The organism is Rhodococcus ruber (genome assembly GCF_016804345.1).
Taxonomy (GTDB): domain Bacteria; phylum Actinomycetota; class Actinomycetes; order Mycobacteriales; family Mycobacteriaceae; genus Rhodococcus; species Rhodococcus ruber.
In genome coordinates this window covers 733,767-757,286 of sequence record NZ_CP044211.1, presented here as the reverse complement: position 1 = coordinate 757,286, position 23,520 = coordinate 733,767, and the positions used below count along the sequence as shown (strand labels likewise).

The window sequence follows — 23,520 nt, the reverse complement described above, 5'->3', positions numbered from 1 at the left end:
AAATCCCCAGGTCACGACGGTTCCGGGAGCCGCTGCGCGCGGAAGAAGTCCTCGAGCACTGCGGCGCATTCCTTCTCGAGGACCCCGCCGCGCACCTGCGGACGATGGGTGAGCCGGCGATCACGCACCACGTCCCACAGCGACCCCACCGCACCCGTCTTCGGCTCCCACGCCCCGAAGACCACGCGATGCACCCTGGCCAGCACCAGCGCGCCCGCGCACATCGTGCACGGCTCCAGCGTCACGGCCAGCGTCGTGCCCTCGAGGCGCCAGCCGTCGCCGTGCACCTTCGCGGCCGCGCGTAGCGCCAGGATCTCCGCGTGCGCCGTCGGGTCGCCCGTCGCCTCCCGCGAATTCGCCGCCCGGGCCAGTTCGGTCCCGTCGGCGGCGAACAGGACGGCACCCACCGGCACGTCCCCGGCCGGCGCCGCGGCGGCCGCCTCCAGCGCGGCCCGGATCAGCGCCTCGTCGTCGCGCAGGCCCATCTAGCGGCGCAGCTTGTCCAGCGCCGTGGCGAGCACATCGTCGAACCCGAGCCGCTGGGCGATCTCGTCGATCTGCTCGTCCGGATACAGGTCGGTCTCGGCGGCGATCACCGCCAGCACCGGCTCCGGCAATCCCAGGTCCGCCAGGATTCCCAGGTCGCCCTCCTCCCACGGCTCGATGTCGTCGAGCTCGTCGGGGTCGATGTCCGGGATCTCGATGTTCAGCGCATCGAGCACGTCGGCGGCGATGTCGTAGTCGACCGCCATCGTCGCGTCCGACAGCAGCAGACGCGTGCCCGACGGGGCCGGCCGGACGATGACGAAGAACTCGTCGTCCACGTTGAGCAACCCGAAGATCGCCCCGGTGCTGCGCAACTCGCGCAGCTCCCGGTCGGCCACCTCGAGGCTCGTCAACACCGCCGCCGACAGTGCCTTGCACTTCCAGCGACCGTCCTCCCGCGTCACGGCGACCCCGAACCCGTCGAGATCCTCGGTCGAACTCACGGAGGGACTCTTGTTCCCCGCACGCTGCGCAGCCATGGGCGCAACGGTAGTCGGCGCGGTCCCGTGAATGAAGTCCAGCGGGCGATGTGCCAACCTGGTCGGGTGCCCACCTCCGCGTCCACCCCGCCCGTGTGCGTACTCGGCCTCGGCCTGATCGGCGGATCGTTGCTGCGTGCGGCCGTCGCCGCGGGCCGCGAGGCCTGGGGGTACAACCGCTCGCCGGAGCCCGTCGAGGCCGCCCGAGCCGACGGATTCGACGCCTCCACCGACCTGCCGGCCACGCTGCGGCGCGCCGCGGAATCCGACGCCCTCGTCGTCGTCGCCGTGCCCGTACCCGCAGTCGGCGCCGTGCTCGCGGCGGTCGCCGAGCACGCCCCGCACGTGGCGCTGACGGACGTGGTCAGCGTCAAGTCGCAGGTCGCCGCCCTGGTCGCCGCCCACGGACTCTCCGCACGCTTCGTCGGGGGCCATCCCATGGCGGGCACCGCCGAGTCCGGGTGGTCGGCGGGATTCGCGGAGCTGTTCCGCGACGCGGTGTGGGTGGTCACCGTCGACGAGGGCACCGACCCCGACGTGTGGACGCAGGTCGCCGAGCTCGCCCTCGACTGCGGTTCCGTCGTCGTACCCGCGGAATCGGGCGAGCACGACGCGGCGGTCGCCCGCGTCTCGCACCTGCCCCATCTGCTCGCCGAGGCGCTGGCACTGTCCGGGGCCGCCGGCGGCGACCTGGCGCTGGGTCTGGCGGCGGGATCGTTCCGCGACGGTACCCGCGTCGCCGGGACCACCCCCACGTTGGTCGACGCGATGTGTGAGGGCAACGCCCCGGCGCTGCTCACGGCCCTCGACGAAACCCTCGAGGTGCTGCGGGTCGCTCGGGAACAGCTCGCCGACGGCAGCACCGCCGAGCTGACCGCCGCTGGTCACGCCGCCCGGCGACGGTTCGAGCAACGCGACCGCCGACCCGTCACCGGCGTCGTCCCCGGCGACGACGACTGGCTCGCCCGACTGCGCGAGGCGGGTCGTCGCGGCGAGGTGTGGACGCGGTGACGCTGCGCGACACCACCGCGGCACTCGCGAAAGGCGAGCTGACCGCCACCGAACACGTCCGGCAGGTGCTGGCCGACCTCGACGCCCTCGACGGCACGCCGTGGTCGAATCTCGTGGCCGCCCGCAACGACGGCGCGGCCCTCGAATCGGCGGCCCGCGCCGACGCCGAGCTCGCGGCCGGCAACTGGATCGGTCCGCTGCACGGTGTCGCCGTCGCCGTCAAGGACAACATCGACGTCGCGGGCATGCCGACCCGCTGCGGCAGCAAGGTCCTCGCCGACGCGGCGCCGGCCGCGCAGGATGCCAGGATCGTCGAGCGGCTCCGCGAGGCCGGCGCCGTCGTGGTCGCCAAGACCCACCTGCACGAGTTCGCGTACGGGCCCAGCGGCCTGGTCAACGCGGCCGGGCCGGCCCGGCACCCGCACGATCCCACCCGCATCACCGGCGGCTCGTCCTCGGGGTCGGCGGCGCTCGTCGCCAAGGGCATCGTGCCGCTGGCACTGGGCACCGACACCGGGTGCAGCGTGCGCACCCCGGCGGCGCTGTGCGGCGTCGTCGGCCTCAAGCCCACGTTCGGCGCGTTGCCGGTCGACGGGGTCTTCCCCCTGTCCACCACCTTCGATCATGTGGGCCTGCTCGCCCGCGACGTCCTCGACGCGGCCCTGGCCTGGGGCGCGCTGCCCGGAATCGCGCACCTGCGCACACCCGTCTCGGGACTGCGGGTCGGACGGCTGCGCGGCGGCATCTGGGACGTGCCCGCTGCGTTCGAGTCCGCGCTCGACGACGCCTGCCGCACCCTCACCGATCTCGGTGCCGAGGTGCGGGACGTGCCCCTGCCGGAAACCGACGACCTCCTCGGCGTCTATCCCGTCGTCACCGGCTCGGAGGCGTACGAAACCCATCAGCGCTGGTTCGAGAACGACCCGGACCTCTACCAGCCGGCCACCGCGGCGCTGCTCGCGGCTCAGCGGGACCGTCCGGCGACGGACTACGTCCGGGCCGTGCGGGCGGCCGTCCGATTGCGCCGCGACGTCCTGCGCCGGCTACGGCGCGACGACGGGCTGGATGCGCTGATCACCGTCACGACCCCGCTGCGCTCGGCCGCGCTCGACAGCGATCCCGCGGCGCTGCGGGGGCCACTGCTGCAGATGTGCATCCCGTTCAGCGTGCTCGGCGTACCGGCGGTGTCCGTCCCTGCTCCGGGCGGCGGTGATCTCCCCATCGGCGTACAGGTGGTCGGGCTGACCTCCGGGACCGGCGGGCACGGCAGTCATCCCGGCGAGTCCACGGCTCTGGCACTCGCGATGGCGGTGGAGGGCACCGACCTCTCCTGACCGACCCGTCCTAGATCCGTCCCGCCAGGCCGGGGTAGTTCACGACGAACCCATCGCCGTCGACCGTCACCGACGAACTGGACACCGGGGACAGGACGTGGATGCCGTCGGCTGCGCTGCTGTAGACGAGTGTGGCCTCCTCGATGCCGAGATCGAGCAGATTCACGTAGACGACCGGCACCTCGAGTTCGTCCGCGCCGGACTGCAGCCCGTAGCGGCGGATCGGCAGCGCATTGAAGAACGGGCTGAGGATGACGTCGACGTCGAGTGCACCGCCGAACGCCGACCGCTGGTGCTGGGTGCCGTTGTCGACCATCCAGATGCCCTCCTCGGACCGGCTGATCGACATGTGCCTCTCACCGGCGGCCAGGGTCGTGCGCACCGACAACCGGCGCGTGACACCGTTCTCGTCGGTCACGAGGTCGTACGACGCGCTGAACGCGGGATGCTCCGCGCACTGCGCGCCCACGATCCGGCCCGCCGCCTTGATGCGATCGCCGCTCAGTTGGACACGCACCGACTCCATCCGAGGAACGTCGTACGCCCGCCACGTCAGAATCGCGGGCCAGTTCGATGCTGGGCTCGCCGCAGACCGCGCGGCATCGGGGACTGGGATGCTCACGTGTCTACGTTAAGCGACGAGCCACTCCCGGGGAGCAGGGGTGCCGGGAATCGTGCCCTTCGTGTAGCACACGACCCCTTCGAACGTGTCTGCCGTCACACCACGGGGACATGTCCGCGACACCACGACGGGGTGTCCGCACGGTGACCGACCTCCTTGTGCGGCGCGTTTGAGCACGTAACCCGCTGCCCGGGAAAGACTGGCCTACAGTCGCCTCATGCGTACCGTGTGGACAGTTCCTCAGAACATCGCCCAGATCCTCCTGGAGTCCCCCGAGATCCAGATGTTCCTGACCAGCAACGAGCTGCCCGACACCGCCGCGGACCCTCGCCGGCGGCTTGCCGAGTTCACGCATGCGCTCGCCGCCCTGGCCCGCCACACCGGACGCACCTTCGGCTCTGTCGATGCAGCCAACCGCGAACTGTTCGGGGGCTCCGCCGGAACCGTGCCGGTGGCGCTGCGTCTGGCCGTCCTGCGCGAGATCGTCACCGACGTCGACGACCGCACCCCCACCCCGGACCCGCTGCCGGCGACGGTCGTCGAACAGCTCGGTGCCTACGTGTACGCCCTCGTCGACCCGCGCGACCATACCGTCCTGCACGTCGGGCAGGGCCGCGGGAACCGGCTGTTCGTCCTGACCTGGACCGCGCTCGGCGAAGACCACAAACTCGCCGCCGGCGGCGAAGCCGCGCCCGCACAGACCCCCGAAACCGACGCGGCCGTGCGCCGGATCCGTGCCGTCTACGACTCCGGCTACTCCGTAGGTCACTACGTCGTGGCCGACCGGGTGGCCCCGGCCGTGGACGCCGATCACGCCGCCGGCTTCACCGCGCAGGCCCTCGTCTCGGTACTGGGGTTGCTCGAACCGCACGACGGCGAGATCGTGCTGACCAATCTCGTCGGCGCCACCGAGGAATCCGACCGGGTGGCCCGTCCCGTCGAGGAGTTGATTCGTCAGTACTCCGCGGAGGCCGCACCCGAGCTGCCCACGCCGTGCGTCGTGCTCCGGATCACCGAGGCGAAATCGGCGTCCGCCGAGCAGGTCCGTGGGCTCGCCGACCGTCCGTGGCCGGCCGGAGCGTCGGCACGCCGGATCGACGGCCTGCCCATCCTGGTCGTCGCCGACAACATCGTCCGCGGCGCCTACCGGGCCACCGGGTGGGAAGCGGCCTCCCGCACCGAGGACAACGGCGGCACGATCCTCTACCGCTTCCTCGGCGACGCCGATCCCGAACTCGAGAAGCTCTTCGTCGACACCCGTCTGACGCCGGATCGGCTGGGGCTCAAGCGCTGGCCGTCCCACGGCTGGGCGCCGCGACTCACCCGGGCCCTGCCCCACAGGCCGAGACCCTGATCCTGGTCCGGGCCGTGTCGTCACGGCCCGGACTTCCTACCGACGGTTCTCCCGGATCACCTGCCGCTCGGGGTGAGAATGGGTGCGTGCAGGTCGTAGTAGTGCACATCGCCCTGTAGCCGCATCTCCTCTTCCAGCAGCGGCCGCAGATCGTCGGGTATCTCCATCCGTTCGTGGGCACGCGCCTCGTCCTCGGACGAGAAGTACATGGTCTCGACGTACCCGTCGTCGCCGTAGGTGGCGAACGTGCCGCCGATGATCTCGGGTCGCAACTCATGCACCCGTTCCTGGCTCTGCACGAGCAGGCTCTTCATCCGCCCGACATCGGGGCTGTGCCCCTCCATCACCTGAACGAATCCTGCGGTGTCGGAGCCACCTTCCATCCACACCTCGACGTCGCGGCAGTCGTGGACGACGATCTCGCCGTCGAAGCACTGCTCCGCCTCGGCCCACCACTCGCCCTGCTCCGGACGTTCACTGTTCCGGCGGGCCGCCTCTTCCGATTCGAACCGGGCCACCGACACGAAGGTGCCGTCGTCACTGAATCCCGACGTGCTGCCCAGATAGCCCACGGCGCCGGGGCGCAGCTCGTCCGTCCACCGCTGCAGGCAGTCCTTCAACCCCTGCTCGTCGCGGACCTTTCCCTGCCAGACCTGAATGAACATCTCCATCGCCTCCGCGTGCGGGACGAGCCCGCACCCAAACGATTTCCGTGGCCGACCCGTCGCCGTCCACCACCGACGTCACCCGACGGCCGGCGATCGCGACCACCGTGGAGTCAATGATTCGCCTGTGCCGGACCGCGGACAAGAGCGGACGGGCCGGAACATGCAGAAATGCCGGAAGCCCCCCGACGAGGTCGGGGGGCTTCCGGTAACGGGTGTTCGGCGGTGTCCTACTCTCCCACACCCTGTCGGGTGCAGTACCATCGGCGCAGACAGGCTTAGCTTCCGGGTTCGGAATGGGACCGGGCGTTTCCCTGTCGCTATGGCCGCCGTAACTCTGCGAAACGTCACGCATCAGAGTTCTCGAATACCCTTGTCGGGCTTCGGTATCTGATGTGTGTGCTGTTTCAGATACCGCACAGTGGACGCGTAGCTTCTTCGTGGTAAGTCCTCGGCCTATTAGTACCGGTCACCTGCATGCGTTGCCGCACTTCCAGTTCCGGCCTATCAACCCGGTGGTCTGCCGGGGGCCTTACCCCTCGAGGGGGTGAGAAACCTCATCTTGGAACAGGCTTCCCGCTTAGATGCTTTCAGCGGTTATCCCTTCCGAACGTAGCCAACCAGCCGTGCCCCTGGCGGGACAACTGGCACACCAGAGGTTCGTCCGTCCCGGTCCTCTCGTACTAGGGACAGCCTTCCTCAAGTTTCTAACGCGCGCGGCGGATAGAGACCGAACTGTCTCACGACGTTCTAAACCCAGCTCGCGTGCCGCTTTAATGGGCGAACAGCCCAACCCTTGGGACCTACTCCAGCCCCAGGATGCGACGAGCCGACATCGAGGTGCCAAACCATCCCGTCGATATGGACTCTTGGGGAAGATCAGCCTGTTATCCCCGGGGTACCTTTTATCCGTTGAGCGACACCGCTTCCACATGCCGGTGCCGGATCACTAGTCCCGACTTTCGTCCCTGCTCGACCTGTCGGTCTCACAGTCAAGCTCCCTTGTGCACTTGCACTCGACACCTGATTGCCAACCAGGCTGAGGGAACCTTTGGGCGCCTCCGTTACATTTTGGGAGGCAACCGCCCCAGTTAAACTACCCACCAGGCACTGTCCCTGAACCCGATCAGGGTCCGAGGTTAGAGGTCCAATACGATCAGAGTGGTATTTCAACAACGACTCCACGGTAACTGGCGTCACCGCTTCACAGTCTCCCACCTATCCTACACAAACCGAACCGAACACCAATACCAAGCTGTAGTGAAGGTCCCGGGGTCTTTTCGTCCTGCCGCGCGTAACGAGCATCTTTACTCGTAATGCAATTTCGCCGAGTCTGTGGTTGAGACAGCAGAGAAGTCGTTACGCCATTCGTGCAGGTCGGAACTTACCCGACAAGGAATTTCGCTACCTTAGGATGGTTATAGTTACCACCGCCGTTTACTGGGGCTTAAATTCTCAGCTTCGCGGATCACTCCGCTGACCGGTCCTCTTAACCTTCCAGCACCGGGCAGGCGTCAGTCCGTATACCTCGTCTTACGACTTCGCACGGACCTGTGTTTTTAGTAAACAGTCGCTTCTCTCTGGTCTCTGCGACCACCCCCAGCTCCGACCGCGAAGGTCTTCACCAGGGCCGGTCCCCCTTCTCCCGAAGTTACGGGGCATTTTGCCGAGTTCCTTAACCACAGTTCTCTCGATCGCCTCGGTATTCTCTACCTGACCACCTGTGTCGGTTTGGGGTACGGGCCGTGTGAAAGCTCGCTAGAGGCTTTTCTCGGCAGCATAGGATCATGGAATTCGCCTCATTCGGCTACGCATCACCTCTCAGGCTCGTGCGACACGGATTTGCCTATGTCACGCCCTACAGGCTTACACCGGTACAACCACTGACCGGCCCCACTACCTTCCTGCGTCACCCCATCGCTTGGCTACTACCAGATCGGGTCCCGTGCATCCACACGACCGATTCCCGAAGGAACCGGCCGGCTTCAGGACGGTTAGCATCACTGATTCACCAGGGGCGCGTTCACACGGGTACGGGAATATCAACCCGTTGTCCATCGACTACGCCTGTCGGCCTCGCCTTAGGTCCCGACTCACCCTGGGCGGATTAACCTGGCCCAGGAACCCTTGGTCATTCGGCGGACGAGTTTCTCACTCGTCTTTCGCTACTCATGCCTGCATTCTCACTCGCGCCGCCTCCACACCTGGATCACTCCGGCGCTTCCCCGGCGGCACGACGCTCCCCTACCCACCCACACCACTGCACCCGTCTCCGCAGAAACGAGTGGGTGTTGTGTGAGTGCCGCGGCTTCGGCGGTGTACTTGAGCCCCGCTACATTGTCGGCGCAGAACCACTTGACCAGTGAGCTATTACGCACTCTTTCAAGGGTGGCTGCTTCTAAGCCAACCTCCTGGTTGTCTCAGCGATCCCACATCCTTTTCCACTTAGTACACGCTTAGGGGCCTTAGCCGGCGATCTGGGCTGTTTCCCTCTCGACTACGAAGCTTATCCCCCGCAGTCTCACTGCCGCGCTCTCACTCACCGGCATTCGGAGTTTGGCTGATTTCGGTAAGCTTGTGGGCCCCCTAGACCATCCAGTAGCTCTACCTCCGGTGAGAAACACGCGACGCTGCACCTAAATGCATTTCGGGGAGAACCAGCTATCACGGAGTTTGATTGGCCTTTCACCCCTACCCACAGCTCATCCCCTCAGTTTTCAACCTAAGTGGGTTCGGGCCTCCACGACGTCTTACCGTCGCTTCACCCTGGCCATGGGTAGATCACTCCGCTTCGGGTCTAGAACATGCCACTGATACGCCCTGTTCGGACTCGCTTTCGCTACGACTACCCCACACGGGTTAACCTCGCGACATGCCACTAACTCGCAGGCTCATTCTTCAAAAGGCACGCCGTCACCCCCAGCAGACCAAACTGCTCGAAGGCTCCGACGGATTGTAAGCGCACGGTTTCAGGTACTATTTCACTCCCCTCCCGGGTACTTTTCACCTTTCCCTCACGGTACTAGTCCGCTATCGGTCACCAGGGAGTATTCAGGCTTATCGGGTGGTCCCGACAGATTCACAGCAGATTTCACGGGCCCGCTGCTACTCGGGTATCCGAATCGACAGTCACCGTGTTTTCGTCTACGGGATTCTCACCCTCTACGACAGGCCGTTCCAGACCACTTCGACTAACACAGGCGATTTCTCACTGTCGGCCGGTGCGGCAGCACCGACACATCGAACCCCACAACCCCGAACACACAACCCCTGCCGGGTATCGCATGTGCCCGGTTTAGCCTCTTCCGCTTTCGCTCGCCACTACTCACGGAATCACATGTTGTTTTCTCTTCCTGTGGGTACTGAGATGTTTCACTTCCCCACGTTCCCTCCACACGCCCTATATATTCAGGCGCGGGTAACACGACATCACTCGTGCTGGGTTTCCCCATTCGGAAATCCTCGGATCACAGCTCGGTTGACAGCTCCCCGAGGCATATCGCAGCCTCCCACGTCCTTCATCGGCTCCTGGTGCCAAGGCATCCACCGTACGCTCATAAACACTTACAACAAAGATGCTCGCGTCCACTGTGCAGTTCTCAAACAACACACAACACCCACTACTCACCCCACCGACCGGCAGAAGCTTTGACAGGCATCGTCGCTGATCGAACACTCGCGTGTTCTCTCAGGACCCAACAGTGCACCGATATAACTCTCTTCCCGCCGGCACTCGGACCGGCGGTGACGAAGAAAATACCTGTCAGCGTTCCACCCATGAGCTCCTGCCGTTCCACGTGTGGGAACGAAACAGTCTCTGCCCGAGAGGCATTCACCTGTGTGAACCCTCACCGGGAGAAGTGCTCCTTAGAAAGGAGGTGATCCAGCCGCACCTTCCGGTACGGCTACCTTGTTACGACTTCGTCCCAATCGCCGATCCCACCTTCGACGGCTCCCTCCCACGAGGGGTTAGGCCACCGGCTTCGGGTGTTACCGACTTTCATGACGTGACGGGCGGTGTGTACAAGGCCCGGGAACGTATTCACCGCAGCGTTGCTGATCTGCGATTACTAGCGACTCCGACTTCACGGGGTCGAGTTGCAGACCCCGATCCGAACTGAGACCGGCTTTAAGGATTCGCTCCACCTCGCGGTATCGCAGCCCTCTGTACCGGCCATTGTAGCATGTGTGAAGCCCTGGACATAAGGGGCATGATGACTTGACGTCGTCCCCACCTTCCTCCGAGTTGACCCCGGCAGTCTCCTGCGAGTCCCCACCATTACGTGCTGGCAACACAGGACAAGGGTTGCGCTCGTTGCGGGACTTAACCCAACATCTCACGACACGAGCTGACGACAGCCATGCACCACCTGTACACCGACCACAAGGGAAACCCCATCTCTGGGGCGGTCCGGTGTATGTCAAACCCAGGTAAGGTTCTTCGCGTTGCATCGAATTAATCCACATGCTCCGCCGCTTGTGCGGGCCCCCGTCAATTCCTTTGAGTTTTAGCCTTGCGGCCGTACTCCCCAGGCGGGGCGCTTAATGCGTTAGCTACGGCACGGATCCCGTGGAAGGAAACCCACACCTAGCGCCCACCGTTTACGGCGTGGACTACCAGGGTATCTAATCCTGTTCGCTACCCACGCTTTCGCTCCTCAGCGTCAGTTACTGCCCAGAGACCCGCCTTCGCCACCGGTGTTCCTCCTGATATCTGCGCATTTCACCGCTACACCAGGAATTCCAGTCTCCCCTGCAGTACTCAAGTCTGCCCGTATCGCCTGCAAGCCCGCAGTTGAGCTGCGGGTTTTCACAGACGACGCGACAAACCGCCTACGAGCTCTTTACGCCCAGTAATTCCGGACAACGCTCGCACCCTACGTATTACCGCGGCTGCTGGCACGTAGTTGGCCGGTGCTTCTTCTGTACCTACCGTCACTTGCGCTTCGTCGGTACTGAAAGAGGTTTACAACCCGAAGGCCGTCATCCCTCACGCGGCGTCGCTGCATCAGGCTTGCGCCCATTGTGCAATATTCCCCACTGCTGCCTCCCGTAGGAGTCTGGGCCGTGTCTCAGTCCCAGTGTGGCCGGTCGCCCTCTCAGGCCGGCTACCCGTCGTCGCCTTGGTGGGCCGTTACCCCACCAACAAGCTGATAGGCCGCGGGCCCATCCTGCACCGGAAAACCTTTCCACCCCGGAACATGCATCCCGAGGTCCTATCCGGTATTAGACCCAGTTTCCCAGGCTTATCCCGAAGTGCAGGGCAGATCACCCACGTGTTACTCACCCGTTCGCCACTAATCCACCCAGCAAGCTGGGCTTCATCGTTCGACTTGCATGTGTTAAGCACGCCGCCAGCGTTCGTCCTGAGCCAGGATCAAACTCTCCGTTGAAGACTCTCAATCAAACCCCGAAGGGCCGATCAGCCATAAGCGTAGAGCCGAATCACTAGCAAAAAACTCAAACTAGCAAAAACACTGACCACCACAGACGGAAGAATGCGGCAGCCAGCAACGATCATCACGACGCCTCATCGGCTTGACACCATGGTCGGCGTCTGATCTGATCGCACCAAATAAAAAATTTGGCACTAACATTCATCGGCACACTGTTGAGTTCTCAAAGAACACGCACACACCATCGCTCCGCACCTTCAGTGCCTTGCTCCGGGGCAACCGTTCCAGCCTAACATCGGGGGCCTTCGGAGTCAAAACTCTGCGGCCGATCCGATCTCGGGGCGATTGGAAACCTTACCAGAAGGTTCTCAATCAAGGTAATCAGGCGCCTGCGTCCAACCTCGTTGTCCCGAGCCCCTGCGGGCCGGGTCGGTGTCCGTGTCGCTCTGACCTGGAATAAGTTACGTGAACATCCGGCTGTACGCCAAATCGCCAGCTCAGAGCCATCATTTGCGCTCGAGTACGTGTGTTTCCGGGACGCGGAACCGTCCTGTGCCCGGCTGCGTCTCATCTACCGAGGGCTACGTGCCACCCACTCAGGTACAGGAGACCCATGAGCGGCTTTCCCGCAGAGATCGTCGAGCCGGCCCGGATGGATGGCCCCGACCCGCGTTCGCTCGCGGCGGCGCTGTGCGCCGCCGCCTGCGACGACATGCTCGACACGCTCGACGAGGTCCTCCTCGAGCTCGACGCAGACGCGTCGGACGGCTGTGCGTGTGACGTCGCACCGCGCGTCGCCGCAAGGATCGCGACCGTCGTCCGGATGAAGGCCGCGTTCGAGTCGTCGCGTCCCCTCGGGTAGCCGTGCCGGCTTTCGGCGACAGTGATCACGGCATCACGCGTCGCGGCACGGGCCGCTCGATTTCTCGAGTAACGTGCTCCGTGAGCAAAGCGAGAAAGGGTGCCGTGACGTCGACCGGGAACATGGTGGGATTGTTCGCCGGAATCGGCGGACTCGAGCTCGGACTGGCCGAGCACGGCTGGCGCACCGAACTGCTCTGCGAGATCGACGCCGGAGCGCAAGCCGTACTTCGCGCTCGCTTCACCGACGTGACGCTGCACACCGATGTCACGCGCCTTCGTTCCCTTCCTCAGGCAACCGAGATCGTCACCGCGGGCTTTCCGTGCCAGGACCTGTCGCAGGCCGGCCGGACCGCCGGCATCACCGGCTCCCGGTCGGGCCTCGTCGACGAGGTGTTCCGGTTGGTGCGGCGCAAGCAGGGACCGCGCTGGCTGCTCATCGAGAACGTCCCCTTCATGCTGCAACTCGGCCGCGGCGCCGCGATGCGTCACATCACCGACGCGCTCGAAGATCTCGGGTACGCGTGGGCGTACCGGGTCGTCGACGCCCGCGCGTTCGGACTTCCGCAGCGGCGACAGCGGGTGCTCATGCTCGCCTCGCGGACCGACGATCCCCGCGCGGTGCTCTTCGGCGAGGACGCCGGTGCCCCCGCGGAAGGCGATCCCGACACCCACCCGTGCGGCTTCTACTGGACGGAAGGCGTACGCGGTCTGGGCTGGGCGGTCAACGCCGTGCCCACCCTCAAGGGCGGGTCCACGGTCGGCATCGCCAGTCCGCCGGCGGTGCGGTTGCCGTCGGGAGAGATCGTCACGCCCGGTCTGATCGACGCCGAACGGCTCCAGGGCTTCGACCCGGACTGGACCGCACCCGCCACCCAGGCACCCGGCGTTCGGACCGGGCATCGGTGGCGGCTCGTCGGCAACGCCGTGAGCGTCCGCATGGCCGCCTGGGTCGGTGGACGGCTCGGCCGGCCCATCGACTACTCCCCCGACCACGAGACAGCGCTGCGGCCGGGGGACCCCTGGCCGAGTGCCGCCTGGGGGGCCCGGCGACGAGCGTTCCGGGTGCACGAGTCGCACTGGCCGGTCCAGGAGCCGTACGAGGACCTCGCGGGATACCTGGAGGACGCGCGACTGCTGTCCGCACGGGCCACGGCCGGATTCCTGCGGCGGGCTCGGTCCGGCAACCTGAGATTCGTGCCCGGCTTCCTCGACGACGTCGAGTCCCACCTCGACCGCATGGGCGGCTTCCCCGAAGCCGCGGCCTGAGGACGGATCCGGCTGCCGTGCCCTCCACCGACCCGCAGACCAGCGCCCGGATGAGACGGCAGCGACGCCGGGACACCGTCCCCGAGGTGGCCCTGCGCCGGGAGCTCCACGGGCGCGGGGTGCGCTACTTCGTCGATCGGGCGCCGCTGAAGGGCATCCGTCGACGCGCCGACCTGGTGTTTCCGCGTCGCCGAGTGGCGGTGTATGTCGACGGGTGCTTCTGGCACCGTTGCCCGCAGCACGCCACCGATCCGAAGAACAACGCCGAGTGGTGGGCCGCCAAGCTCGCCGCCAACGTGGCCCGCGACCGGAACACCGACGCGGCGCTCGCCGCGGCCGGGTGGACGGTGGTGCGGATCTGGGAGCACGAGAATCCCGTGGAGGCCGCGGACCGGGTGCAGGCCGCATTGTCCGCGGCCGAACCGGGTACTGCCGATTCCTGACTACCGAAGGGAGGATGCGGTGGAACCGGCAATCGCGCTCGTTCTGGGAGCGCTCCTCGGGGTCCTGCTCGGCCTCCTCGGTGGCGGCGGATCCATCCTCGCGGTTCCCGCCCTGGTGTACGGCCTCGGACTCGAGTTCCGCCAGGCCATCCCCATCTCGCTGATCGTCGTCGGAGCGGCAGCCCTGTCCGGGGCGATCCCCAAGATCCGGGCCGGGCAGGTCGACTGGCGGCTGGCCGCGGTGTTCGCCGCGGCCGGCATCCCCGCGACGTTCGCGGGGACGGCGGTCGGCACGTTGCTGCCGCAGCCGGTACTGCTGGTGGGCTTCGCCGCCGTGATGGTGCTGGCGGGCATCCGGATGCTGCGCGAGAACGACGACGCCGGAACCGCGTGCACGACCGGTGACTCCGGCATCGACTGGAAGCGATGCGCGCCGAGGTCGATCCCGGCCGGTGTGGGAGTGGGCTTCCTGACCGGGCTGTTCGGCGTCGGAGGCGGCTTCCTGATCATCCCCGCGCTGGTGATCCTCCTCGGGTTGGAGATGAGCGTCGCCGTGGGGACCTCGCTGATCGTCATCGTCGCCAACTCGACGGCCGGGCTCGTCGCGCACATCGGGGACGCCGACATCGACTGGCCGCTCACTGCGGCGTTCGCCGGGGCCGCGGTCGTCGCGTCACTGGTTGCCGGTCACCTCGGTACCCGCATGGAAACCGACCGGCTGCGGCGGTGGTTCGCCTGGCTCGTCTTCGTCGTGGCCGCGTACGTGCTGGTGGACACCCTGTTCCTGCGCTGAGCCGGAACTCGTCGCGTAACCGGCGCATTCTTCGTACGCCCCCGGGTATCCGGGGGCATAGTGAGAAAGCACCGTGGGAAGGCACCGACATGGACGTATCGATCATCGAAACCTCGAGTCTCGGCGACCGCAGCTATCTGATCACCGAGGCGGACGTGGCCGTCGTGGTGGATCCCCAGCGCGACATCGACCGGGTGCTCGCGCTCGCCAACGACCGCGAAGCGCGCATCACCCACGTCCTCGAGACCCACATCCACAACGACTACGTCACCGGCGGGCTGGAACTGTCCCGTGCCGTCGAGGCCGAGTACATCGTCCCGGCCGGCGACGATGTGGACTACGAGCGACGCGCCGTCCACGACGGCGACCTGATCGACGCCGGTCCCATCCGGCTGCGGGTGATGCACACACCCGGGCACACCCATCACCACGTCAGCTATGTGCTGCTCGACGAGACCGGTGCCACGCACGGAATCTTCACCGGCGGGTCGATGCTGTACGGATCCACCGGCCGCACCGACCTCGTCGGCCCGCAGTACACCGAGGAACTGACCCACGCGCAGTTCCACTCCGTGCGACGGATCGCCGACGAAGTGCCGGCCGACACCCCGGTGTATCCCACCCACGGCTTCGGCAGCTTCTGCTCGGCCACCCCCACCAGCGGCGACTCGTCCACCGTGGGACAGCAGCGCGACGTCAACCCGGCGCTGACCCGTGACGAGCAGGCCTACGTCGACGAACTCATCGCGGGACTCAACACCTATCCCGCGTACTACGCCCACATGGGTGTGATCAACAAGGCGGGTCCGTCGTCGGTCGACCTGTCGCCACCGGAACCGGTCGACCCGGCCGAGCTGCGCCGGCGTATCGACGCCGGCGAGTGGGTCGTCGACCTGCGTGAGCGCACCGCCTTCGCCGCGGGACACCTGGGCGGCACGCTCGGCTTCGAACTGTCCACCTCCTTCGTCACCTACCTGGGTTGGCTCTACAAGTGGGGTGCGCCCCTGACCCTCATCGGCGAGAGCGACGAGCAGATCGCCGACGCCAAGCGCGAGCTGGTCCGCATCGGTATCGACGAACTCGCCGGCGCGGCCGTCGGCGAGATCCACACCCTCGTCAACGGGCACGAACTGCGGTCGTACCGCGTCTCGGACTTCGCGGAACTCACCGGGGAGATCGACAACGAGCGGGTCCGGATCCTCGACGTGCGCCAGAAGGACGAGTTCGAGGACGGCCACGTGCGCGGGGCGGTCAACATCCCGCTGCACGACCTCGCCGACCGGCTCGACCAGGTCCCGCACGGGGAGGTCTGGGTGCACTGCGGGTCCGGCTACCGGGCCTCGATCGCCGCCTCGATGATCGACCGGATCGACCGCACCGTCGTCCTCGTGAACGACGACTTCGACAAGGCGTACGACCACGGTCTGACCGACTCGTGAGGGTCCCTTCCGGGACCGACGACGAAAGAACCCCCACCGGAGCGGTGGGGGTTCTTCACTGTGCGCCCGAAGGGATTCGAACCCCTAACCTTCTGATCCGTAGTCAGATGCTCTATCCGTTGAGCTACGGGCGCAGTTCTTGCACGCAGTTGTGTCCTGCATGCAGTTCTCGTATTCAGTTGTCGCCGGTGACGCTGCACCGACGTGGCGGAGGCGAGAGGATTTGAACCTCCGGTCCCCCGTAAAGGGGACAACTCATTAGCAGTGAGTCCCATTCGGCCGCTCTGGCACGCCTCCCTGGGGGGTTTCGATTCTCTCGAACCGCCGGGACGAAAGATTACACACGTTCGGACAGCAAACGCAAAACGGCTGGTCAGCGCAGGTTCGAGTCGAACCAGTCGAAGATCCGACGCCGCGCGTCGATGATCGCCGCCTCGGCCGGATCGGTCTCGGGATCGGCCGTGTCGTGCTCGACGGGCGGCTCGTCGGGTCGATGCGCCAGCCCCGGATACCCGATCACCAAGGTGGGCGCATCGGCCCGTCCGGCCGCCTCGCGCAACTGCTCGACGTCGCCGGGCGGGGTCGTGGGATCGTCCTCGCCGTACAGACCGAGCCACGGCGCCTGCAGGCTGCGCACGGCCTCGACGAGTGCGGGGACGTCGGGCCGCAGCGGTTGCAGGATGCCGTGCGCCGCGACGGTGACCGCGGCCCCCACCCGCCGGTTCGCGGCGACGAGGAGCGCCGCCGTGCCGGCGTCGTCGAATCCGATCACGCCGACCGCGTCGGGGTAGACCCCGCTGCGGACCAACCAGTCCATCGCGGCATCGACGTCGTCGAACAGGTTCTGCCCGAACACCTCGTCGTCCTCGGTGAACTCGCGATGGAACAGGTGCGGTGCCACGACCAGCCAGCACTCGGCAGCCAGCACCTCCATGAAGGCCAGCAGGGCCGGTGGAAACTCGCGGGATTCGTGCAACACCACGATGCCACCGCGAAGGGCGCCCTCCGGCCGGAACACGGTCAGCGGTACCTGCCCCGACCCGTCCGGCAACCTGGCCGCGGCAGTGTGGATTCCCGACATACCGTCCACGATGACACGACCCACCGCGACAGTGCACGTGATCGCCGGGCGCATAATCGGCTGGTGACCCCACGGACCCGCCCCGACCTCGTCTCGATCCCGTCCTATGTGCCCGGCCGCAGCTTTCCGGGCGCGATCAAGCTCGCCAGCAACGAGACCACGGTCGGTCCCCTGCCCAGCGTGCGCGACGCGATCGCCGAGGCGGCGTACTCGGTCCACCGGTATCCGGACAACATGGCTGCCGTGCTCATCGGCGCGCTGGCCGAACGGCTGGGGGTCGAGCCCGAGAACATCGCCGTGGGCAACGGTTCGGTGAGCCTGTGCCAGGAGCTGGTGCTCTCGGCCTGCAACGACGGCGACGAGGTGGTGTTCTCCTGGCGCTCGTTCGAGGCGTACCCGGTGGTGACGGCGGTGGCCGGCGCGAAACCGGTGCCGGTGCCCAACACCCCCGAGCACGGCCACGACCTCGACGCGATGCTCGCCGCGATCACCGATCGCACCCGGGTGGTGTTCGTGTGCAATCCCAACAACCCGACCGGTGCGCTGCTCGGCAGGGCGGAGCTGGAGCGGTTCATCGACGCGGTGCCACCGCAGGTGCTCGTCGCGCTCGACGAGGCGTACTTCGAGTACACCCGCCCGAAGCCCGGCGCGGAACTGGCGGACGGGGTCGTGCTCGCCGCCGGCCGGCCGAACGTCGTGGTGCTCCGCACTTTCTCGAAGGCCTACGGTCTGGCCGGTCTGCGGGTCGGCTACCTGGTCGGCGACCCCTCGGTGATCAAAGTCCTGAACAAGGTGCACACCCCGTTCAGCGTGAGCTCGCTCGCGCAGCAGGCGGCCATCGCCTCCCTGGCGGCCGCCGACGAGCTGCTGGCGCGCACCGACAGTGTGCTCGCCGAGCGCGACCGCGTGCGGACGGGGCTCGTCGACGCCGGATATCCCGTGCCGGAGAGCTACGCCAACTTCGTGTGGTTGCCGCTCGGAGACCGGTCGGCGGCGTTTGCCGAAGCGTGCGCGGAGGCGGGCGTGCTGGTCCGCCCGTACGCGGACGACGGAGTGCGGGTGACCATCGGCGATCCGCACGAGAACGACGCATTCCTGACATTCGCGACCGGCAAGGGCCTCGACATCGCGGAAATTTCGACGTCCTGACCTGCGAGAAAGCGTCTACGAGACCCAACCGTTATCAGCGGGTGGCGATCACGTGACCAACCGTTGGCACACTCGTCCGGTCGGCTAGGGAGCGGAGTGTGCGGATGGGTTCAGGCGTGACACGCCGGTGGACCTTGTCCGCGGCCCTGCTGACCGGCGTCCTGTGGACGTCGCTGGCCGTCCCCGCGACCGCACTACCTCCGGACGCCCTGCCGCTGCGACTGATCGCCTTCCGCGACCTGCACGGCAGCCTGCTCCCACCCCAGGGTCCCCGCAGCGAGGTGGTCCGTTCCGACGGCGCGTCCGTTCCCGCGGGCGGCGCGGCATATCTCGCCGCCTACGTCCGGCAGCTGCGCGCGCAGGCGGACAACTCGGTGCTCTACTCCGTCGGCGACACGTGGGGCTCGTCGCCCATCGAATCGGCGATGTTCCACGACGAACCCACCGTGGACCTGCTCAACGGCCTCGATGTGACCGCGGCCGCCCTCGGCAACCACGAATTCGACAACGGCTACGCCGAGTTGCGGCGCCTGCGCGACGGCGGGTGCCACCCCGAGGGCTGCCGGTACGACGAGGAGTACGCCGGAACCGCCTTCCCGCTGATCGCGGCGAACGTCGCGGAGGCCGACGGCAGTCCCGCGGCCCTGCCGTTCAGCGTGGACTACGTCGACGGGGTGCCGGTCGGCGTCATCGGTGTCGCCCCCCAGGACACACCGCAGGTGGTGCGTGGCGACGACATCTCCGGCCTGCAGTTCACCGACGAGATCACGGCCGTCGACCGCACCGCCGACGCGCTCGATGCCCTCGGGGTCCGCTCGATCGTGCTGCTCTACAAGGGGGCGCTGACCCCGTCGGCGGGGACCGACCCGTGCGACCCGGCCGCCGGGCCCGCGCGCGCCCTCACCTCCCGGGTGTCACCGAAGGTCGATGTCGTCGTCACCGCGGACGGCGAGGACAGTTTCAACTGCAGCTACCCGGATCCGGCGGGCAATCCCCGGACCGTGCTGCAGGGCGCCTCACACGGACGCATCGTCTCGGTCGCGGACCTGACCATCGACCGCGAGAGCCGCGACGTGCTGCGCGACCGTACCCACGCGTTCAACCAGGTCGTCACCCACGACATCGCCCCCGACCCGCGCACGCAGCAGTTCGTGGACCGGGCGGTCGACAAGTCCCGCGACGTCGCCGAACGCTTCGTCGGCCGCATCGCCGCCGACCTGACCCGCGACACCACGGCCGGCGGCGAGTCGGCCCTCGGCAATCTCGTCGCGGACGCGCAGCTGGCGGCCGCCGAACCCGCCGGGGCGCAGCTCGCCCTCACCAATCCCGGTGGAGTGCGCGCCGACCTGCTGCATTCCGAGGACGGCGTCGTCACCCACGGCGACACCTACGCGGCCCAACCGTTCGGGAACCGGCTGCAGGTGCTCGAGCTCACCGGTGCGGAACTGGTCGGGGTCCTCGAACAACAGTTCCAGCAGGACGCCGGCGGCGCGAACCGCGAGCGGATCCTCGCCCCGTCGCACACGCTGCGCTACGTCCTCGACCGGGCCGCGGCGCCGGGCGGCCGGATCCGGGACGTCACCGTCGCGGGCCGCCCGCTCGAGCAGGCCGCGACGTACCGGGTGGTCGTCAACGGGTTCCTCGCCGACGGCGGTGACGGGTTCACCGGGTTCACGCACGCGCGACGGACCACCGGGGCGGGCGCCGAACTCGACGCCCTGAACGCCTACCTGGCGGCACACTCGCCCGTCGCGCCGCCGGCCACCGACCGCATCACGGTGCCCTGACCGATCCCGTTCAGTCGAGCCCGAGAGCGCGCTCGAGCGTCGGCCAGGCGGTGCGCAGATCGTCCTGCCAGTACGGCCACGAATGCGTGCCGTACGGGCGGTAGACGATCGTGGCGGGAATCCGCAGCTCCCGCAGTCGCCGGTCGAACCCGATCGTGCACACGAAGGCACCGACCTCGAGCGGGCCGCCCACGTCGAGGGCCTCCGCATCGGGTCCGACGTCGTACGGGCCGGGCAGACCGTTGCCGGTGCTGATGAAGATCTCCTTGCCGCGCAACCGCTCGGCGAGGACGTACGGATCGTGCGCCGCCCACGCCGGATCCCCCGGCGCTCCCCACATGTTGTCCGGATTGCCGCCCTTGTAGGCGACGGTGCCGCGGACCGCGTCCTGCGCGGACGCCTTCGACGTGTCCAGGCACCCGCTCAGCGCGGCCACGCCCCGGTACAGGTCCGGATTCCGGGCGATCAGGCTCGCCGCCCCCGTCGCGCCCATCGACAGGCCGCCGACGGCGTTGACGCCGTTGCCCGCGAAACGGGCGTCGATCAGCGGCGGCAGTTCCTTCGTCAGGAACGTCTCCCACGCGTTCACGCCCAGGACGGGATCCGGGGCGAGCCAGTCCGTGTAGTAGCTCGCGGTTCCGCCGACCGGCAGCACGACGTTCACGTTCTTGTCGGCGACGAAGTCGACGATGTCCGTGCGCTGCGTCCACGTACTCTCGCGGTAGTCCGACTCGGCTCCGGCGCTGACACCGTCGAGCAGGTAGAGAGACGGGCGCGGCGCGTCCCCGGCGGGATGCAGCACCTGCACCTGCACGACCCGCTGCATCGACGGCGAGTACACGAACACCGCCGAACGACGAGGCGTGACGGACTCGACCCGCTCCACCCGCGCGGACGTCGCCGGTTCGGCGGACGCGACGGACAGCGTGGACAGTGGCACGACGAACGCCGCGACGAGCGCCGCGACCGCAGATCTGAGCATCAAGTTCCTTCGTCCCCCGACTTCGGAAACACCGATTCCACAGTACGGACCGGGGCGGGTCAAGAAAGTGGGGCTCGTCACCAACGCGGAGCGCAGCCCTTGGTGACGACAGGACACGAGGACGCGGGCTACCGCTGCGGGACCGGTTCCGGCGGAAGCCAGCCCTGGTCCGCAGGCAGGTACGACCGGAACATCAGCACGAACTCGCCCGGCGGCGCCGGCAGCCAGTTCGGGCCGGCCGCAATCGGCGGCCGCGACGAAACCCACACGTCGAGCCCACCGTCGGGACCACGGACGAGCCCGGGCGTCCGGTCGCCGACGGCGTAGCGGTCGACGGGGTTGGCGACGAGGAACATGTCCGGGCCGTACACGGTGACGGACCAGAAGCCGCGGTCGTCGACCGGCGGCAGGCCCCCGGGTGGGAAACGCAGGAGATAGCCGGTCTCACCCCGGAGCGTCGTTCCGTCGGCCGCGACGCGGGCCACGTGGTACGTCGACTCCTCCGGCACGTTCGCGCCGAGCCCGATCGTCGCGACGACCGCGCGCTGGAGGTAGTCCGTGCCGTACCGGCCCGCGGTCGGCAGCGAATGCCACACCTCGCCGGACCCTCGATCCGAGTCGACGAGGTCCCGGATGCGTCGCTCGCCGCGGACCACCCCGGTCGCGAGTGCGGCGACGGTGTCCGCGGAACCCGTACTCGGCCGGGCGCCCGGCCGGACCCCGAGGTCCGCGAGTTCGTCGAGCAGCGGTGCGTCCGCCGGCGGGGGCGGATTCGCGGCCAGGATCGCCGACAGTTCGTCGAAGAACTGCGGACCCGACGCCGCGAGCGCCTGCGGGTCGGGGTTGCTGCCGCACGCGGTCGGCGGCAGCGGCGGCGGTGCCCCGGCGACGGGCGCGGCCAGCACGGTCAACGAGTACTGCCGTTGCGCGGCACGGGCGGCCTCGAGGTCGGTCGCCGACTCCACGAGCGTCCGGCCGATCATCCACGCGTCCCAGGTGGACGACTCGACGACGGCCGCGTCCGCGGGCAGCGGACCGTCCCACCCCGGCGGGACGACGACGTGGGCACCGGCCGCCGGTCCCGTCGCCCGGGTGCCGACGTTGGCGAAGACGTCGGTGTAGATGTCGAGAAACTGGAAGTCGAAGTACCGGGCTCCCATGTCCGGATGGGTCAGCAGCACCGGACCGCCGCGAAGATCCAGCCACGCGATCGAATACAGCGTGTCGACGTTGGGAGCGACGACGACACGCGAGGTGGGATCGGCCGTCGCGGACTGGTGGTGCAGCCGGTTCACCGGTAGCAGGCAGAGCATGTTCGCCCGGGTCCGCGCGAGCGTCACGGGTGCGTAGCCGTAGACGTAACCGTCGGCGGCCACGTCGACCGCGGTCCGTTCGGCCGCCGGTTGCGGCGCCGCGCAGGCGGTCAGCAGGCCCACTGCCAGCGCTGCCGCCGCTCGAACCGCTGCGCCGACCATGGCGCCAGTGTAGGAGGCGAGAACGCGTTCCAGGGATTGTCGGCGGGTCCGCGCGCTGTGGTGCTACTTGCGCGCGTCCGAACGCGCGCGACAAGCACTTTTCCGCGCGACCGTCCCACGAGGAAGCCCGCCACCTGACATGCAGGGGGCGGGCTCCGGCGGAAGCGGAGGGATTTGAACCCCCGGTCGCTCTCACGACGCTCGCTTTCAAGGCGAGTGCATTCGGCCGCTCTGCCACGCTTCCGTGGCAAATCCTAACCACACCGCTCGTCGACGGCCGCCTCCACCTTGGTGAAGATCTCGGAGAGGGCGCGGATCTGCGTCCTCGTGAGCAGGTCGACGAGGTTGCGGCGCACCCCGGCGACGTGGGTGGGCGCGGCCTCGGTGAGGCGGCGCCGGCCCTCGTCGGTGAGAGTGGCCAGGACCCCCCGTCCGTCCTCGGCGCAGGAACTGCGCACCACCATCGACGCCGCCTCCATGCGACGGATCTGGTGGGTGAGGCGGCTGCGGGAGGACAGCACGCCGTCGGCCAGGTCGCTCATGCGCAGCGACCCGTCCGGGGCTTCGGAGAGCAGCACCAGGATCCGGTACTCGGCGAGGGACAGACCGTGGGCCTGCTGCAGGTCGCGATTGAGTCGATCCATCAGCCGGTGATTGCCGTCGATGTAGGCCCGCCATGCCCGCTGCTCGTCCGTGTCGAGCCAGCGCGGGTCGGGACGTTCGGCATGCGGTTCGGCTGTCACGCGGGCAGTGTAAGGGCAGGCCACCACCGGTGTTACTCACTGGTCAGTTCGCTGCGTGTCGCCCCTGCGTCGGCGTGTCGCGATAGCGTCG

18 protein-coding genes, 3 tRNA genes and 3 rRNA genes are annotated in these 23,520 nt (G+C 67.6%); 10 read left to right on the top strand and 14 right to left on the bottom strand.

Going from position 1 to position 23,520, the window contains the following annotated elements:
* Positions 1-11: 11 nt before the first annotated feature.
* Positions 12-485 carry a nucleoside deaminase gene (locus tag F1734_RS03510; RefSeq protein WP_010594850.1) on the bottom strand — a complete coding sequence of 158 codons (474 nt, stop codon included), beginning with the start codon at positions 483-485 and terminating at the stop codon, positions 12-14.
* Positions 486-1,025 (bottom strand): tRNA adenosine deaminase-associated protein, encoded by a 540-nt coding sequence (locus tag F1734_RS03505; protein WP_017681614.1) that lies wholly within the window; start codon positions 1,023-1,025, stop codon positions 486-488. It lies immediately after the preceding gene.
* A gap of 48 nt (positions 1,026-1,073) precedes the next feature.
* Between F1734_RS03505 and F1734_RS03500 the strand changes: the two genes are divergently transcribed.
* Entirely contained in the window at positions 1,074-2,036 is a 963-nt protein-coding gene (locus F1734_RS03500) for a prephenate dehydrogenase (protein ID WP_040273537.1), read from the top strand.
* A complete protein-coding gene (locus tag F1734_RS03495) occupies positions 2,024-3,370 on the top strand; it encodes an amidase (protein WP_010594848.1) in 1,347 nt (448 codons plus the stop codon). The genes F1734_RS03500 and F1734_RS03495 overlap by 13 nt, the downstream gene beginning before the upstream one ends.
* A gap of 10 nt (positions 3,371-3,380) precedes the next feature.
* Here F1734_RS03495 and F1734_RS03490 read toward each other — a convergent pair whose 3' ends face one another.
* Positions 3,381-3,992: a putative glycolipid-binding domain-containing protein gene (locus F1734_RS03490; RefSeq protein ID WP_072786589.1), complete on the bottom strand. Its 612-nt coding sequence runs from the start codon at positions 3,990-3,992 to the stop codon at positions 3,381-3,383.
* Positions 3,993-4,209: 217 nt separating this feature from the next.
* On the opposite strand from F1734_RS03490, the gene F1734_RS03485 reads away from it, so the two are divergent.
* Positions 4,210-5,346 carry a GIY-YIG nuclease family protein gene (locus tag F1734_RS03485; protein ID WP_010594847.1) on the top strand — a complete coding sequence of 379 codons (1,137 nt, stop codon included), beginning with the start codon at positions 4,210-4,212 and terminating at the stop codon, positions 5,344-5,346.
* Positions 5,347-5,402: 56 nt separating this feature from the next.
* On the opposite strand, the gene F1734_RS03480 is transcribed toward F1734_RS03485, so the two are convergent.
* From F1734_RS03480 to F1734_RS03465, 4 genes are all read right to left on the bottom strand, one after another.
* A complete protein-coding gene (locus F1734_RS03480; protein ID WP_203011779.1) occupies positions 5,403-6,011 on the bottom strand; it encodes a hypothetical protein in 609 nt (202 codons plus the stop codon).
* A 217-nt stretch (positions 6,012-6,228) separates the two neighbouring features.
* Positions 6,229-6,345 (bottom strand): 5S ribosomal RNA (gene rrf / locus F1734_RS03475).
* A 105-nt stretch (positions 6,346-6,450) separates the two neighbouring features.
* Positions 6,451-9,581 (bottom strand): 23S ribosomal RNA (locus F1734_RS03470).
* Positions 9,582-9,882: 301 nt separating this feature from the next.
* A 16S ribosomal RNA gene (locus F1734_RS03465) occupies positions 9,883-11,404 on the bottom strand.
* Together the 16S, 23S and 5S rRNA genes form the textbook arrangement of a ribosomal RNA operon.
* A gap of 616 nt (positions 11,405-12,020) precedes the next feature.
* Between F1734_RS03465 and F1734_RS03460 the strand changes: the two genes are divergently transcribed.
* From F1734_RS03460 to F1734_RS03440, 5 genes are all read left to right on the top strand, one after another.
* The gene (locus F1734_RS03460; protein ID WP_010596142.1) at positions 12,021-12,269 is read left to right on the top strand and encodes a hypothetical protein; all 249 of its coding nucleotides are present in this window, start codon (positions 12,021-12,023) and stop codon (positions 12,267-12,269) included.
* Between the two features lie 122 nt (positions 12,270-12,391).
* Positions 12,392-13,537: a DNA cytosine methyltransferase gene (locus tag F1734_RS03455; protein ID WP_043805762.1), complete on the top strand. Its 1,146-nt coding sequence runs from the start codon at positions 12,392-12,394 to the stop codon at positions 13,535-13,537.
* 17 nt (positions 13,538-13,554) lie between these two features.
* Positions 13,555-13,980, top strand: coding sequence for a very short patch repair endonuclease (locus tag F1734_RS03450; protein ID WP_048774344.1), 426 nt, complete (start codon positions 13,555-13,557; stop codon positions 13,978-13,980).
* A 19-nt stretch (positions 13,981-13,999) separates the two neighbouring features.
* Complete coding sequence (locus F1734_RS03445; protein WP_010596145.1) at positions 14,000-14,773, top strand: sulfite exporter TauE/SafE family protein; 774 nt, start codon at positions 14,000-14,002, stop codon at positions 14,771-14,773.
* A gap of 89 nt (positions 14,774-14,862) precedes the next feature.
* A complete protein-coding gene (locus tag F1734_RS03440; protein ID WP_048774342.1) occupies positions 14,863-16,212 on the top strand; it encodes an MBL fold metallo-hydrolase in 1,350 nt (449 codons plus the stop codon).
* A 61-nt stretch (positions 16,213-16,273) separates the two neighbouring features.
* On the opposite strand, the gene F1734_RS03435 is transcribed toward F1734_RS03440, so the two are convergent.
* The 3 genes from F1734_RS03435 to F1734_RS03425 all read right to left on the bottom strand — a co-directional run bounded on the left by F1734_RS03435 (position 16,274) and on the right by F1734_RS03425 (position 17,293).
* Positions 16,274-16,346, bottom strand: a tRNA-Arg gene (locus F1734_RS03435).
* 71 nt (positions 16,347-16,417) lie between these two features.
* Positions 16,418-16,509 (bottom strand) — tRNA-Ser (locus tag F1734_RS03430).
* Between the two features lie 76 nt (positions 16,510-16,585).
* Positions 16,586-17,293, bottom strand: coding sequence for a dienelactone hydrolase family protein (locus F1734_RS03425; RefSeq protein ID WP_026138073.1), 708 nt, complete (start codon positions 17,291-17,293; stop codon positions 16,586-16,588).
* Between the two features lie 63 nt (positions 17,294-17,356).
* Between F1734_RS03425 and hisC the strand changes: the two genes are divergently transcribed.
* Both hisC and F1734_RS03415 read left to right on the top strand, forming a co-directional pair.
* On the top strand, positions 17,357-18,442 hold the full coding sequence (gene hisC, locus F1734_RS03420) for a histidinol-phosphate transaminase (RefSeq protein WP_010596148.1): 1,086 nt from the start codon (positions 17,357-17,359) through the stop codon (positions 18,440-18,442).
* 104 nt (positions 18,443-18,546) lie between these two features.
* Positions 18,547-20,229 (top strand): bifunctional metallophosphatase/5'-nucleotidase, encoded by a 1,683-nt coding sequence (locus F1734_RS03415; protein ID WP_203011361.1) that lies wholly within the window; start codon positions 18,547-18,549, stop codon positions 20,227-20,229.
* Between the two features lie 10 nt (positions 20,230-20,239).
* Here F1734_RS03415 and F1734_RS03410 read toward each other — a convergent pair whose 3' ends face one another.
* The 4 genes from F1734_RS03410 to F1734_RS03395 form a co-directional block, all read right to left on the bottom strand.
* On the bottom strand, positions 20,240-21,211 hold the full coding sequence (locus F1734_RS03410) for an alpha/beta hydrolase (RefSeq protein WP_010596150.1): 972 nt from the start codon (positions 21,209-21,211) through the stop codon (positions 20,240-20,242).
* A gap of 128 nt (positions 21,212-21,339) precedes the next feature.
* Positions 21,340-22,647, bottom strand: a complete 1,308-nt coding sequence (locus F1734_RS03405) for a DUF1254 domain-containing protein (protein WP_010596151.1) — start codon at positions 22,645-22,647, stop codon at positions 21,340-21,342.
* 198 nt (positions 22,648-22,845) lie between these two features.
* Positions 22,846-22,930 (bottom strand) — tRNA-Ser (locus F1734_RS03400).
* 10 nt (positions 22,931-22,940) lie between these two features.
* The gene (locus F1734_RS03395; RefSeq protein WP_010596152.1) at positions 22,941-23,429 is read right to left on the bottom strand and encodes a MarR family winged helix-turn-helix transcriptional regulator; all 489 of its coding nucleotides are present in this window, start codon (positions 23,427-23,429) and stop codon (positions 22,941-22,943) included.
* Between the last annotated feature and the right edge of the window lie 91 nt (positions 23,430-23,520).

Excerpts from the sequence above, each read along its gene's own strand:
- F1734_RS03425 (WP_026138073.1), bottom strand. The coding sequence starts at position 17,293 with ATGTCGGGAATCCACACTGCCGCGGCCAGGTTGCCGGACGGGTCGGGG.
- F1734_RS03415 (WP_203011361.1), top strand. The coding sequence starts at position 18,547 with ATGGGTTCAGGCGTGACACGCCGGTGGACCTTGTCCGCGGCCCTGCTG.
- F1734_RS03480 (WP_203011779.1), bottom strand. The coding sequence starts at position 6,011 with ATGTTCATTCAGGTCTGGCAGGGAAAGGTCCGCGACGAGCAGGGGTTG.
- F1734_RS03505 (WP_017681614.1), bottom strand. The coding sequence starts at position 1,025 with ATGGCTGCGCAGCGTGCGGGGAACAAGAGTCCCTCCGTGAGTTCGACC.
- F1734_RS03485 (WP_010594847.1), top strand. The coding sequence starts at position 4,210 with ATGCGTACCGTGTGGACAGTTCCTCAGAACATCGCCCAGATCCTCCTG.
- F1734_RS03410 (WP_010596150.1), bottom strand. The coding sequence starts at position 21,211 with ATGCTCAGATCTGCGGTCGCGGCGCTCGTCGCGGCGTTCGTCGTGCCA.
- F1734_RS03440 (WP_048774342.1), top strand. The coding sequence starts at position 14,863 with ATGGACGTATCGATCATCGAAACCTCGAGTCTCGGCGACCGCAGCTAT.
- F1734_RS03460 (WP_010596142.1), top strand. The coding sequence starts at position 12,021 with ATGAGCGGCTTTCCCGCAGAGATCGTCGAGCCGGCCCGGATGGATGGC.
- F1734_RS03455 (WP_043805762.1), top strand. The coding sequence starts at position 12,392 with ATGGTGGGATTGTTCGCCGGAATCGGCGGACTCGAGCTCGGACTGGCC.
- F1734_RS03500 (WP_040273537.1), top strand. The coding sequence starts at position 1,074 with ATGTGCCAACCTGGTCGGGTGCCCACCTCCGCGTCCACCCCGCCCGTG.
- F1734_RS03510 (WP_010594850.1), bottom strand. The coding sequence starts at position 485 with ATGGGCCTGCGCGACGACGAGGCGCTGATCCGGGCCGCGCTGGAGGCG.